At 60.2% G+C, this 13,495-nt stretch carries 14 protein-coding genes and 1 pseudogene; 11 read left to right on the top strand and 4 right to left on the bottom strand.

Annotated features, from left to right (window positions below; all coding sequences use genetic code 11):
- Positions 1-654: 654 nt before the first annotated feature.
- Complete coding sequence (locus QNO18_RS23975) at positions 655-855, top strand: type II toxin-antitoxin system prevent-host-death family antitoxin (protein ID WP_283179974.1); 201 nt, start codon at positions 655-657, stop codon at positions 853-855.
- 110 nt (positions 856-965) lie between these two features.
- A pseudogene (locus QNO18_RS23970) lies at positions 966-2,393 on the top strand (DEAD/DEAH box helicase family protein); the annotation flags it as partial.
- A 167-nt stretch (positions 2,394-2,560) separates the two neighbouring features.
- Here QNO18_RS23970 and QNO18_RS23965 read toward each other — a convergent pair.
- The 4 genes from QNO18_RS23965 to QNO18_RS23950 all read right to left on the bottom strand — a co-directional run bounded on the left by QNO18_RS23965 (position 2,561) and on the right by QNO18_RS23950 (position 6,206).
- Positions 2,561-4,411, bottom strand: coding sequence for a DEAD/DEAH box helicase family protein (locus QNO18_RS23965; RefSeq protein ID WP_283179975.1), 1,851 nt, complete (start codon positions 4,409-4,411; stop codon positions 2,561-2,563).
- Between the two features lie 122 nt (positions 4,412-4,533).
- Entirely contained in the window at positions 4,534-4,734 is a 201-nt protein-coding gene (locus tag QNO18_RS23960; protein WP_283179974.1) for a type II toxin-antitoxin system prevent-host-death family antitoxin, read from the bottom strand.
- Positions 4,735-5,254: 520 nt separating this feature from the next.
- The gene (locus tag QNO18_RS23955; RefSeq protein ID WP_283179973.1) at positions 5,255-5,872 is read right to left on the bottom strand and encodes a plasmid pRiA4b ORF-3 family protein; all 618 of its coding nucleotides are present in this window, start codon (positions 5,870-5,872) and stop codon (positions 5,255-5,257) included.
- Positions 5,873-5,888: 16 nt separating this feature from the next.
- Positions 5,889-6,206 carry an H-NS histone family protein gene (locus QNO18_RS23950; protein ID WP_283179972.1) on the bottom strand — a complete coding sequence of 106 codons (318 nt, stop codon included), beginning with the start codon at positions 6,204-6,206 and terminating at the stop codon, positions 5,889-5,891.
- Positions 6,207-6,568: 362 nt separating this feature from the next.
- On the opposite strand from QNO18_RS23950, the gene QNO18_RS23945 reads away from it, so the two are divergent.
- From QNO18_RS23945 to QNO18_RS23905, 9 genes are all read left to right on the top strand, one after another.
- Positions 6,569-7,528 (top strand): zincin-like metallopeptidase domain-containing protein, encoded by a 960-nt coding sequence (locus QNO18_RS23945; RefSeq protein ID WP_283179971.1) that lies wholly within the window; start codon positions 6,569-6,571, stop codon positions 7,526-7,528.
- Positions 7,525-7,920 carry a DUF2958 domain-containing protein gene (locus tag QNO18_RS23940; RefSeq protein WP_283179970.1) on the top strand — a complete coding sequence of 132 codons (396 nt, stop codon included), beginning with the start codon at positions 7,525-7,527 and terminating at the stop codon, positions 7,918-7,920. Before QNO18_RS23945 ends, QNO18_RS23940 begins: the two co-directional genes overlap by 4 nt.
- A gap of 121 nt (positions 7,921-8,041) precedes the next feature.
- Positions 8,042-10,180, top strand: coding sequence for a ParB/RepB/Spo0J family partition protein (locus QNO18_RS23935; protein WP_283179969.1), 2,139 nt, complete (start codon positions 8,042-8,044; stop codon positions 10,178-10,180).
- A gap of 102 nt (positions 10,181-10,282) precedes the next feature.
- On the top strand, positions 10,283-10,621 hold the full coding sequence (locus QNO18_RS23930) for a hypothetical protein (protein WP_283179968.1): 339 nt from the start codon (positions 10,283-10,285) through the stop codon (positions 10,619-10,621).
- Complete coding sequence (locus QNO18_RS23925) at positions 10,615-10,911, top strand: hypothetical protein (protein WP_283179967.1); 297 nt, start codon at positions 10,615-10,617, stop codon at positions 10,909-10,911. The genes QNO18_RS23930 and QNO18_RS23925 overlap by 7 nt, the downstream gene beginning before the upstream one ends.
- A 427-nt stretch (positions 10,912-11,338) precedes the next feature.
- Positions 11,339-11,503: a hypothetical protein gene (locus tag QNO18_RS23920; protein WP_283179966.1), complete on the top strand. Its 165-nt coding sequence runs from the start codon at positions 11,339-11,341 to the stop codon at positions 11,501-11,503.
- 197 nt (positions 11,504-11,700) lie between these two features.
- Positions 11,701-12,243, top strand: a complete 543-nt coding sequence (locus tag QNO18_RS23915; RefSeq protein WP_283179965.1) for a hypothetical protein — start codon at positions 11,701-11,703, stop codon at positions 12,241-12,243.
- A 67-nt stretch (positions 12,244-12,310) separates the two neighbouring features.
- A complete protein-coding gene (locus QNO18_RS23910) occupies positions 12,311-12,727 on the top strand; it encodes a hypothetical protein (RefSeq protein ID WP_283179964.1) in 417 nt (138 codons plus the stop codon).
- Positions 12,720-13,364 carry an antitoxin of toxin-antitoxin stability system gene (locus QNO18_RS23905; RefSeq protein ID WP_283179963.1) on the top strand — a complete coding sequence of 215 codons (645 nt, stop codon included), beginning with the start codon at positions 12,720-12,722 and terminating at the stop codon, positions 13,362-13,364. The genes QNO18_RS23910 and QNO18_RS23905 overlap by 8 nt, the downstream gene beginning before the upstream one ends.
- Positions 13,365-13,495: the final 131 nt, after the last annotated feature.

Genomic DNA, 13,495 nt, shown 5'->3' with positions numbered 1-13,495 from the left:
TCTTCGCTGGGCAGGCGGACATTTCGACCCCGAGTGGTTTGACCGCGATCTGATCAACAAAGATCTGCGCAATACCTTCCGCACCAACGTCAGCAGACGTCTGCACCAGCCAAAGCCTAAAACTCTCAGCCGGTGAAACAACCGACACTTAGGGCGGAGAGCGGACTGTGAGGTCGCGGCATCGCACCCGCAGAAACTTCAGGTTGCCGCCGTTCGACAGTCCCATGCTGAACGATGAAATACGCAGGAAGTGGCCTGAGGGCAACGTGGCAAGTCACCCGCAGCGGGCCCTGGCAAGCGGTTATTCGTGTGCAGCGAAGCAATTGCGCTGAGTTGCGCCAGTACCGCGCGCTGCGGTCGGCCTCTCAGCGTCGATATCGGTCGCCGTTGCGCAGGGCGAACGGGGGGATAAGGTTCGGTACACCGTCAAGCACGCGGTAATGGTACGCTGGCCGGAACAGCAGGATTCTTCAGGGCCCTGCAAGAGGTGGATCACTTCTCGATGGAAGGCCCGGGTCAGTTCCGCGTGGAAATCAACATCGTGAGGTCGAGGCGACTCAGGCGATGCGGAAGGCACGACCTTAGACACGATAGACCATTGCCAAATTCAGCCAAAATGGCCAAAAGATATGGCCGTAGACTGGGAGCGGGGAAGTGCGAACCCTAAGCGCGAAGGACGCAAAGTACGAGTTTGGGCGGCTTATTGATCTTGCCCGAGCCGAGCCGGTGGCCGTGACCAAGCATGGTCGGGCCGTCGTAGTGGTAATTGCGGTTGAGGAGTACGAGCGGTTAAAGGACCTTGAATTGGATAAAGGGAATGACCGCTCGAGAAAGAATGGCGAGACTGCGCGATGATTCGGACTATTCACAAAGCTCAAATGTTGCCGATATTGAATTTCCAGAACCGTGCACCTATCCAATTTGCAGGCATAAAACTCTTCGCTTTACAGGGGGTGAAATAGGCAATGAGTCTCGTGATGACCACGAACAGACCCGAGAGCGATATTGAGGATGCCTTGGTCTCGAAACTCAAGGAGCTTAAGTACGAGTATCGGCCCGATATTCGTGATCGGGTTACTTTGGAGGCGAATTTCAGGAGCAAATTCGAAGCGCTAAATCGTGTCAAGCTAACCGATGGCGAGTTTCAGCGGCTGCAGGATGAAATCGTCACACCGGATGTTTTTACGGCAGCACGCACCCTGCGCGAGCGGAATAGTTTTACCCGCGATGACGGCACGCCGCTGAACTACACGCTCGTGAACATCAAGGACTGGTGCAAGAATTCCTTCGAGGTGATCAACCAGCTTCGTATCAACACGGACAACAGTCACCACCGCTATGACGTCATTCTGCTGATCAATGGTGTTCCAGTTGTTCAGATCGAACTGAAGACCCTAGGCATAAGCCCTCGTCGTGCCATGGAGCAAATCGTCGAGTACAAGAACGATCCGGGGAACGGCTATACCAAGACCATCCTCTGCTTCTTGCAGCTGTTCATCGTCAGCAATCGCGATCGGACGTTCTATTTCGCGAATAACAACGCGCGGCACTTCACCTTCAACGCCGAAGAGCGCTTTTTGCCAGTCTATGAATTCGCGGACGTCGATAACAAGAAGATTGTCCACCTCGACAGTTTCGCCGAAACATTCCTTGTCAAGTGCACCCTCGGCCAGACGATCAGCCGGTACATGGTTCTGGTCGCTAGCGAGCAGAAACTGCTGATGATGCGACCGTATCAGGTTTACGCAGTGAAGGCGATTGTCGACTCCATCGCCCAAGACTGCGGCAACGGCTACATTTGGCACACGACAGGCAGCGGCAAGACGCTCACCTCGTTCAAGGCGTCAACGCTCTTAAAGGACAATCCCGACATCGAGAAATGCCTCTTCGTCGTGGATCGCAAGGACCTTGATCGCCAGACGCGCGAGGAATTCAACAAGTTCCAGGAAGGCTGCGTCGAGGAGAACACCAACACGGCGTCCCTCGTTCGGCGCCTTCTTTCGGACGATTACGCCGACAAGGTCATCGTCTGCACGATCCAGAAGCTTGGCCTCGCGCTGAACGAGAACAGCAAGCGCAACAAGCAGCAGAAAAAGGACGGCAAGAAGAGCTTTAAGGAGCAGCTGGAACCCCTGCGCGATAAGCGCATCGCCTTTATCTTCGACGAGTGCCACCGTTCGCAGTTCGGCGAGCACCACAAGGCTATCAAGGAGTTCTTCCCGCGCGCTCAACTCTTTGGCTTCACTGGCACACCAATATTTTTTAAGAACGCTACACAGCAGAAAATCGAAAGCGATCAGGCCAGCATGTGGGAAACGGAGGATCTGTTCCCCAACCGCCTTCACACCTACACGATCACCCACGCCATCGAGGACGGCAACGTCCTTCGATTCCATGTCGACTATTTCAAGCCGCAAGGCAGAACGCTGCCGAAGCCGGGCGAACCGTTGGCCAAGCGGGCGGTCATCGATGCGATCCTCGCGAAACATGACGCGGCGACTGGTCAGCGCCGTTTCAATGCCTTGCTCGCCACCTCGTCGATCAATGACGCCATTGAGTATTACGACCTCTTCAAGATGATGCAGGCAGAGAAGCTAGCCGCTGATCCTGGCTTCCGGCCGCTGAACATCGCCTGCGTCTTTTCCCCGCCTGCCCAGCTTGCGGAAACCCCTGAGGCGAAGAAGGACATCGAGCAGCTTTCGGAGGACCTTGAGCACGAGAGGGAAGACAACAAGGTCGAACCGGAAAAGACGCAGGCGATGTTCAGCGGCCGGAAGCCAGGATCAGCGGCTAGCTTCTCTGCCTGCATCATCTTGAAGAGGTCGTAATACTCAATGGCGTCATTGATCGACGAGGTGGCGAGCAAGGCATTGAAACGGCGCTGACCAGTCGCCGCGTCATGTTTCGCGAGGATCGCATCGATGACCGCCCGCTTGGCCAACGGTTCGCCCGGCTTCGGCAGCGTTCTGCCTTGCGGCTTGAAATAGTCGACATGGAATCGAAGGACGTTGCCGTCCTCGATGGCGTGGGTGATCGTGTAGGTGTGAAGGCGGTTGGGGAACAGATCCTCCGTTTCCCACATGCTGGCCTGATCGCTTTCGATTTTCTGCTGTGTAGCGTTCTTAAAAAATATTGGTGTGCCAGTGAAGCCAAAGAGTTGAGCGCGCGGGAAGAACTCCTTGATAGCCTTGTGGTGCTCGCCGAACTGCGAACGGTGGCACTCGTCGAAGATAAAGGCGATGCGCTTATCGCGCAGGGGTTCCAGCTGCTCCTTAAAGCTCTTCTTGCCGTCCTTTTTCTGCTGCTTGTTGCGCTTGCTGTTCTCGTTCAGCGCGAGGCCAAGCTTCTGGATCGTGCAGACGATGACCTTGTCGGCGTAATCGTCCGAAAGAAGGCGCCGAACGAGGGACGCCGTGTTGGTGTTCTCCTCGACGCAGCCTTCCTGGAACTTGTTGAATTCCTCGCGCGTCTGGCGATCAAGGTCCTTGCGATCCACGACGAAGAGGCATTTCTCGATGTCGGGATTGTCCTTTAAGAGCGTTGACGCCTTGAACGAGGTGAGCGTCTTGCCGCTGCCTGTCGTGTGCCAAATGTAGCCGTTGCCGCAGTCTTGGGCGATGGAGTCGACAATCGCCTTCACTGCGTAAACCTGATACGGTCGCATCATCAGCAGTTTCTGCTCGCTAGCGACCAGAACCATGTACCGGCTGATCGTCTGGCCGAGGGTGCACTTGACAAGGAATGTTTCGGCGAAACTGTCGAGGTGGACAATCTTCTTGTTATCGACGTCCGCGAATTCATAGACTGGCAAAAAGCGCTCTTCGGCGTTGAAGGTGAAGTGCCGCGCGTTGTTATTCGCGAAATAGAACGTCCGATCGCGATTGCTGACGATGAACAGCTGCAAGAAGCAGAGGATGGTCTTGGTATAGCCGTTCCCCGGATCGTTCTTGTACTCGACGATTTGCTCCATGGCACGACGAGGGCTTATGCCTAGGGTCTTCAGTTCGATCTGAACAACTGGAACACCATTGATCAGCAGAATGACGTCATAGCGGTGGTGACTGTTGTCCGTGTTGATACGAAGCTGGTTGATCACCTCGAAGGAATTCTTGCACCAGTCCTTGATGTTCACGAGCGTGTAGTTCAGCGGCGTGCCGTCATCGCGGGTAAAACTATTCCGCTCGCGCAGGGTGCGTGCTGCCGTAAAAACATCCGGTGTGACGATTTCATCCTGCAGCCGCTGAAACTCGCCATCGGTTAGCTTGACACGATTTAGCGCTTCGAATTTGCTCCTGAAATTCGCCTCCAAAGTAACCCGATCACGAATATCGGGCCGATACTCGTACTTAAGCTCCTTGAGTTTCGAGACCAAGGCATCCTCAATATCGCTCTCGGGTCTGTTCGTGGTCATCACGAGACTCATTGCCTATTTCACCCCCTGTAAAGCGAAGAGTTTTATGCCTGCAAATTGGATAGGTGCACGGTTCTGGAAATTCAATATCGGCAACATTTGAGCTTTGTGAATAGTCCGAATCATCGCGCAGTCTCGCCATTCTTTCTCGAGCGGTCATTCCCTTTATCCAATTCAAGGTCCTTTAACCGCTCGTACTCCTCAACCGCAATTACCACTACGACGGCCCGACCATGCTTGGTCACGGCCACCGGCTCGGCTCGGGCAAGATCAATAAGCCGCCCAAACTCGTACTTTGCGTCCTTCGCGCTTAGGGTTCGCACTTCCCCGCTCCCAGTCTACGGCCATATCTTTTGGCCATTTTGGCTGAATTTGGCAATGGTCTATCGTGTCTAAGGTCGTGCCTTCCGCATCGCCTGAGTCGCCTCGACCTCACGATGTTGATTTCCACGCGGAACTGACCCGGGCCTTCCATCGAGAAGTGATCCACCTCTTGCAGGGCCCTGAAGAATCCTGCTGTTCCGGCCAGCGTACCATTACCGCGTGCTTGACGGTGTACCGAACCTTATCCCCCCACGTTCGCCCTGCGCAACGGCGACCGATATCGACGCTGAGAGGCCGACCGCAGCGCGCGGTACTGGCGCAACTCAGCGCAATTGCTTCGCTGCACACGAATAACCGCTTGCCAGGGCCCGCTGCGGGTGACTTGCCACGTTGCCCTCAGGCCACTTCCTGCGTATTTCATCGTTCAGCATGGGACTGTCGAACGGCGGCAACCTGAAGTTTCTGCGGGTGCGATGCCGCGACCTCACAGTCCGCTCTCCGCCCTAAGTGTCGGTTGTTTCACCGGCTGAGAGTTTTAGGCTTTGGCTGGTGCAGACGTCTGCTGACGTTGGTGCGGAAGGTATTGCGCAGATCTTTGTTGATCAGATCGCGGTCAAACCACTCGGGGTCGAAATGTCCGCCTGCCCAGCGAAGATGGGCTTTGTGGTCTTCATGCTCCGGGTCCAAGATCGTCTCGAGGAAATCTGCGTATGACCACGGGCCTCCGACATCCTCGGGCGGTCGGGCGCGGGCACCTTCGATGCACTCGGCATGACGGGGCAGGGGATCGAAGGACAGCCATTCCTCGATTCGGATCACATGGGTCCAGTCATCGCCAAAATCGTAGAGATAGCTGAAGGTCAGATCCTGTCCGGTGAAATCCGCCAGCCTGACCTCTGTGTAGTCAAAGACCCGCGTCCCGCCTAAACCATCCTCGAGTTGATCGAGGTCGCCATAGCGCAAACCGCCGATCCGGAACTCATGCAGATGGCTGTCGGTCCAGCTGAACGCTGCCTGAAGCACCAGATGCAGCCTGTCGAGCGTCCAGTCCGTTGGCACGACAAGGCGCCGCCAAATCGGCGGATCAATGTCGGCCAGGGAGACATGCAGACGGACGGCGTTCACCGGCTGGTACATGGCGGGTGCCTCCCGATCAGATTGCGAAATCCTCGAGAGACTTCCCGGCAGCGAGCGCTTCGACAATCCACGCCGGTTTGCGGCCCCGGCCCGACCAGGTAATTTCGGCATTCTCGGGGTGGCGATACTTCGGCGCTGACGCTGCACGCTTGCGGGTCGGAGCGGCTTCGGCCAATTCTTCAAAGCTGAAGCCCAGTTCGCGGGCCAGTTCCTCGACTTTGGCACGCGCCTCCGCCTTGCGACGGTCTTCGAAGCTGGTGATGGCCTTTGCAACATTCTTTTCCAGTTGCTTCAGCTCGGCGAGTGACAGGGCGTTGAGATCGATATCGGCCATATTGTCCTCTTTGATTACCCGTCGGGTCAGATCCGGGGCCGTTCTTGATGGTGTGCGCAATGCTCTGGATCGTGGGAGCTGCAGCTGCCCGACAGATAAACGCATATCATTGGTGGATTACAACCACACAGGCGTTGGTGATGCTGCAGGTGCCGGCCTTGCCCGATTGTTTTGCTCGCCATGGGTGCCTGGGGGTGAAATGGGGGAAAGCCTTCCCCCTGGCCGGCACTGCGTTGCCGACGCACCCCCTTCAGCGGGGAGACCCCGCAACGCCCCCTGAGAGGGAGAGTGCGGACGGGTTTTCCGTGACGGGTTGAGGACTGGAGAAGAGGTTTCCGGCACCCGTCGTGGAGATCATCCCGATGGCCAGACAGGATCGCACTTCTGACGGTGGCGCGCGCAGCAATCTTTACGATAACATCACCAGTAAGATCATCGCCGAACTGGAGCAAGGTCGGCTGCCTTGGGTCCAGCCCTGGGGGACGGCGGCGGCAAAGGCTCCCCTTGCCATGCCACGCAATGCCACGACCTCGCGGCAATACTCCGGGATCAATGTGCTGATCCTCTGGGGAGCGGTGATTCAGCATGGGTTCCCCAGCCAGCATTGGCTGACCTTTCGGCAGGCCCTGTCGCTCGGCGGGAACGTACGACAGGGCGAGCGCGGCACCACTGTTGTCTATGCCGACCGTTTCACACCCGAGGACGAAAAGCGTCGGGCGCGGGAGGCGGGCGATGAACCGGGGCGCATCCCGTTCCTGAAGAGGTTCACCGTGTTCAATGCCGCGCAATGCGAGGGTCTGCCCGGGGACATCGCCATTGAGGCGCCACCGCCGCCACCCGGCCTGATTGAACCTCGGGTTGAGGCGCTGATCCGCGCCGCCGGCATCGACTTCCGCATCGGCGGCGATCGCGCCTTCTACATGCCAGCGCTCGATTATGTGCAGGTGCCACCTCCGCAGGCCTATTTCGAGCCGATCAACTGGCACCGGACGGCCCTGCACGAGATGGGGCACGCCACAGGCCATGCTTCGCGGCTCGCGCGGGATTTCTCGGGCGGCTTTGGCACGAAGAAATACGCCTTCGAGGAACTGGTGGCCGAGATGAATGCGGCCTTCTGCTGCGCCTCGCTCGGGATCGTACCGACGGTGCGTCATGCCGATTACATCGGATCCTGGCTGGAAGTGCTGCGCGAAGACAATCGTGCCATTGTCCGCGCAGCCTCACAGGCCAGCAAGGCGGCAGACTGGTTGCTGTCATATCTGCCTGACGCAGAGGGCACCGCGCCGGATGCTGCGGCTACCGACCGGAGGGCCGTGGCATGATCCTCCTTACCGGCACACAACGCGACCGGCTGCTGGCCAATGGGCGTCAGCGCGATCAGGATCACATCCCGGTCGTGAAGTTTTTCAACCCCTTCGGCGCGGGGGTGTGGCTCGCCACCGAGTTGGATGAGGGTGGCGAAGTCATGTTCGGCCTGGCCGATCTCGGCTATCCCGAGTTGGGTTTCTGGAGCCTTGAGGAACTGTCCTCGGTACGTCTGCCCTTCGGCATGAGCATCGAGCGCGACCTGCTGTTCACCGGGGATTTCCCCATCTCGCTCTGGGCAGATGCCGCGCGCGAGACCGGCAGCGTCCGCGCGGCCGAGCGTCTGCTTTACCGCGTTGGCGCGAGATTCCCCCGCAAAACCGCCGACACGGAAAGCCGAGGTTCCTGACTTCCGGCTTTCCGGTTCCACGGCTGGCGTCGCTCTCTTAGAGGAAGAGGGCGGCGCTTCGCTTCGTGACGGGTTTGAGGTCGAGAGAGAGGCTCTCGGCGCCCGTCGCGGAGTGAAGAACATGGCTACTGCCGTTCAGAAGATCACCCTGTCGTCCTCGCGCGACATTCCCTTCAGCAAGCTGGTGCTCAGCCAGTCCAATGTCCGGCGCGTCAAGGCCGGGATCTCGGTCGAGGAACTGGCCGAGTCCATCGCCCGTCGTGGCCTGATCCAGTCCCTGCATGTCCGCCCGGTCGTGGATGCCGAGGGTAAGGAAACCGGCCTGTTCGAGGTGCCTGCCGGCGGTCGCCGCTTCCGCGCGCTGGAACTGCTGGTCAAGCAGAAGCGTCTCGCCAAGGTTGCGCCAGTCCCCTGTGTCGTCTCGGATGCCTGCGCCGGAGTGCTGATCGACGAGGTGTCGCTCGCCGAAAACATCGAGCGTGCCCCGCTGCATCCGCTGGATCAGTATCGCGCTTTCCAGGCCATGCGCGAAAAGGGCATGACCGAGGAAGCCATCGCCGCCGCCTTCTTCGTGGATGCCAGGGTGGTCAAACAGCGTCTCCGTCTGGTCACCGTCTCGCCCGTGTTGCTCGACGTCTATGCCGAGGACGGCATGACGCTCGAACAGCTGATGGCCTTCACCGTGTCGGATGACCACGCCCGGCAGGAACAGGTCTGGGACGCGATCAAAGATGGCTGGCAGAAGGAACCCTTTTACATTCGACGCCTGCTGACCGAAACCACGGTCCGCGCCAGCGACAAGCGGGCGGTTTTTGTCGGTATTGCGGCCTATGAAGAGGCTGGTGGCTGCGTGCTGCACGATCTCTTCCAACAGGACGATGGCGGCTGGTTGCAAGATCCGGTGCTGCTCGACCGGCTGGTGGGCGAAAAGCTGAAGGCCGAGGCCGAAGCGATCGCCGCCGAGGGCTGGAAATGGATCGAGGTCGCCATCAGCTTTCCCTATGGTCACGATCATGGCCTTCGCCAGATCGTCGGCACCACGGTCGATCTGACCGAAGAGGAACGCGCTACCCGCGAGGCATTGCGCGACGAATATGACCGGCTTGAAGCCGAACATGGCGAGGCTGACGAACTGCCTGACGAGATCGATGCCCGCCTGGGCGAGATCGAACAGGCGCTGGAAACCTTCCAGCGCCGCCCGATGACCTTCGAGCCGGACCAGATCGGCAAGGCAGGTGTCTTCGTCAGCATCGACGCCGATGGCTCCATGCTGGTGGAGCGCGGCTATGTCCGTCCCGAGGATGACGCTGTGGCAGAACCGGACGCTGAGGATGGCGCCGATGCCGACACGGACGCGCGTGATCCCGATGCTCCGGCCTATCGGGCGGTCATCACGCTGGGTGGCCAATTCTCCGAGCCGGAGGAGGAAGATGAGGCCGATACCGTCAAGCCGTTGCCCGACCGGCTGGTCAGCGAGTTGACGGCGCATCGTACCCTGGCGCTTCGCGATGCCGTCGCTGGCAATCCGCATGTCGCCATGACGGCGTTGCTGCATCGGCTGGTGACGGATTGCTTCGTGCCGCATTCCAGCAAGGGATGCCTCGAGGCCCAGGTGCGCGAGGTTCATCTTCCCGCTCAGGCTGAGGATCTGCGCGACAGCGCCTCGGCCAAGGCGATCCAGGACCGGCATGAACGCTGGGGCGATCATGTCCCAGCCGATGATGCCGCGCTCTGGGACTGGCTCGTCGATCTCGACGATGGCTCTCGCATGGAACTGCTCGCCCATTGCGTCAGCTTCGGCGTGAACGCGCTCTATGAAAAGCCCAACCCCTATAGCGGCATGGGCATCAGCCAGCATGGGCTGGACGTCCGACTGTCGCAGGCCGATCGGCTGGCGCATTCGACGGGCCTCGACATGGTGGCGGTGGGCTGGCGGCCGACGGCCGGCAACTATCTCGGCCGTGTGACCAAGCCGCGTATCCTTGAAGCTGTACGCGAAGGTGCTGGGGATCGGGCCGCCGATCTGATCGGGCACCTCAAGAAAGGAGACATGGCCAAGGAAGCCGAACGCCTGCTGGCCGATACCGGCTGGCTGCCCGAACCGCTGCGGATGTTGGATGGCGATGAGGCGGCCGCGTCCGACACTCAGGACTGCGGAGCCGTCCCGGCGCTCCCGGCCTTCCTCGCCGGTGACGATGAGGAGGAAGAAACCACCGAGGACCCCGAGGCTGAGGCCACCGCGATGATTGCGGCGGAATGACACAAATACCCTCGGGGCAGTGAAGGCCGCCCCGTTCTCTTTCCCCTTCCAACGTAAGGCCCGGCACGTTGCCGGGCCAATTTTGTTTCAGGAGACAAGATCATGCCCTCTCACATCAAGGCTGAGAACAACCAGCACAGCCCGCAGTCGGTTCATGTCGCCATCTATGATCACCCCCATGGAACGGATGTCCGTGTGTTTCTCGACGGGGATGGGGCTCTGAACTGGCGCACAGGCATCGCCAGGGAATGGTGGAGTAACGCCTGGGACGATGATCCCCCGCCGGACGAGGAGATCGGAGAGGAGTATTTCAACCGAATGCTGGACCGTGGCGACGAGTTTTTCTCGATACAGCGCTGCAAACTCGAAGCCGGCGATCACGCTGCCGCCGATCCGACCGTTCTTGCCCCGCGCAGCGACTGCGGAGGTGTATCATGCTGACGGTCGACGAGATCTTTGCCGATGACCTCGAAAATCAGCCGTCGGAGCGTTCTCTGCCCTGGCAGGAAAGTCGCGATGGCATAACCGTCGTTGTGGAGCCGAAGCCCCATTGGGCTGAGGATATGCGGGTGTTCCGTGTCGATGCCCGCGAATATTGCCGTTATGCGGACTGGACCGCCGATGGCGGCCGGACACGGTTCTATGGCCACATCGACACTTCCGGCGACGATGTGATGATGACAGCCAGGGCCATGATCGCGCGCGAGATCGCCGATGGGCTCTGGGACTGAAGATCCGGCAGCATCTTGCGCGGGCCGTCATGGTCACGGCAATGGCCGCGACGGATCAAGTTCCAGCTTCACCCCGGCACCTTCCCCTCTCATCGCGGGACAAGCGGCAGGGATTCCACCCCCGAGGGGCCTGAAGGAACACGATCCAGATCACCGCATGACAACGAGGCTGGCGGGACGGAAGCATCTGCGGCGGGGCTCCGGCGCCTGTCAGATGCAAAGTACCACCCCGCTTCCATTCGCAAACCTTGGTGTGACCGTCTCCTACTCAATCAACCCCAGAGGGGTCGGCTAACGCGAGCGTGCCGCCCTCGGGGATTCGGGACAAGCCCGAACGCCCTCGGGTGATTGCAGATCCGGTCAGACACTTCGGGCGCCTGTCGCGCGGGGGATGGTCCTCCGCCTCTCAAGACAGGAGCCGGAACCCATGTCCTATGCAGATGCCACCGCCTTCGCCGCCAGCCTCGCCACCACGCTGATGGTCTCGATCGTCGTGTTCCAGGCCGGGGATGGCACCCACGCCGCTTGCCCCGCCGCCGAGTTCGACGGCGACGAGGATATGGTGAAGTTGGAAGTAGATCCATACGCCTGAGGCGCAAACGCGCCTCAACCCGACGGCCCGGATCGCGCAAGACGCGGCCGGGCCTTCCGATCTGCGATGGTTGCCCATCGCCGGGAATTGCGTCGGGTCATCTCCCGGCAAGGGAGAGTGAAAGTGCGGGCCTTTCGGCCGTGACGGGTTGGTTGCCGGAGAGAGAGGCTCCCGGCGCCCGTCATGGAGTGATCCCGATGACCCATTCCCACCATAACAGCTTCCGGCCGGTCGGCCAGATCCTTGCAGTCGAGGTGCTTCCCCGGCTCCAGCGCGCCTCGAGGCTCCCGCTGCGCGTTTCCTGCATCGGCACCGGCAGCTTTGGTGTCGATGCCAGCGGTTTCGACCATTCCACCCCGCTTGGCGAAGGCCAGTCCCCTGAAGAGGCCATGAGCTTTGCCACCCTGCGCGTGTCGCGCGGCGACATCCGCGCCGGTTCGGGCAATACGCTGCGCTTTCGTCCGCGTCTCGTCGTCATTCAGGACCGGGAACTCGGCCTGGTCCTTGCCGGAGAAATCCGCGGCGGGGTCATCCTCTGGCAACAGCCGGTCGCCTCCGATGCCCAGGCGCGCAGGATCATGCTGGAGGCCAGCCGCCTGCGCGGCATGGCTTTCAATATGCCCGATCAAGGACCGGCACGCGAACTGCGCCATCGCGCCAGCCTGTGTGAGGCCCGACTGGTCGATCCCTTCTGGCGCGAGGTTGCGGCTGAGTTGCTCGCGCTGCCGCAAGCCGCCTGATCTTCCACCACATCCCCGTCCATCCGGCCCGGCCTCGCGCCGGGTTTTCTTGTTTCAGGAGCCTGACATGGCCGATTATTTCACCCATTTCTCATGCCTGCTCGATGTGGGCACCCCCGAAAACGCCGCCCGCGCGCTCGATCTCTACAACGCGCTGTCCGCGGAAAACGCTGCCGAAGGCCCGCCTTCGGAAGGCTTCCAGCTGTCTATCCAGCCCGAACATGGCGGCACCCAACTCTGGATACGCGACGATACCACTGGCGATCCTGAGCATGTGATCCAGTTCGTCAAACGCTGCGCCGCCGCGTTCGGCCTGACCGGATTGTGGGGTTTCCAATACGCCAATACCTGTTCACGTCCCAGGCTGGACGGTTTTGGAGGCGGCGCGCATGTCCTTGATCTCGCCACCGGCAAGACGGTCGCATGGACCTATACCGACGGCTGGCTCGCCCAGGTTCTCGTTGGAGGTGATCCCGATGAGTAAGGTCATCGAAACCACCGTCTATCGGCTGGATGAACTTTCGGATGCCGCAAAAGACAAGGCCCGTGCCTGGTATCGCGAAGGTGGCTTCGACTACGACTGGTATGATGCTGTGTATGAGGATTTCCAGCGGATCGCGGAAATCCTCGGGTTGCGCCTCAAGACCCGTGCTGTCCGCCTCATGGGCGGCGGCACCCGCCAGGAACCCCGCATCTGGTTTCGCGGCTTCTGGAGCCAGGGAGACGGTGCCTGCTATGAGACCTTCTATTCCTACCGCAAGGAGGCCTCGCGCGGGATCAGGGAATATGCGCCGCAGGATACGACCCTGCACGGCATCGCCGACGCCCTTCAGTCGGTCCAGCGCCGCAACTTCTACCAGCTCCGGGCCGAGACCAGCCATCGCGGCCATTATTATCACGAATACTGCATGTCGATCTCGGTCGAGCGCGATAGCCCGACTTGGCAGGACATGACGGAGGATGCCGAGGAAGTCGTGATCGAGACGCTGCGCGATCTCGCCCGCTGGCTCTACCGGCAGCTTGAGCGCGAATACGACTATCTGTCCTCCGACGAGACAGTGGACGAGACCATCGCTGCCAACGAATACACCTTCACCGAGGCCGGTCGCCGCTTCGGCTGATCCCGACAAGCGCCCCTGCGGGGGCGCTTTTGTCATGTCGGCCATGCCATCCTCCTGAGAGGCAGAGGGAGACCGGGACGGGTTTGAGTTGGTGCGGTCGAGAGAGAGCGCCGCGCGGCTCGATCCTGTCC

It is taken from the genome of Gemmobacter sp. 24YEA27 (assembly GCF_030052995.1).
Classification (GTDB): Bacteria; Pseudomonadota; Alphaproteobacteria; order Rhodobacterales; family Rhodobacteraceae; genus Pseudogemmobacter.
Note: the sequence above shows the minus strand (reverse complement) of the source record. Positions and strands in the feature narration are given on the sequence as shown.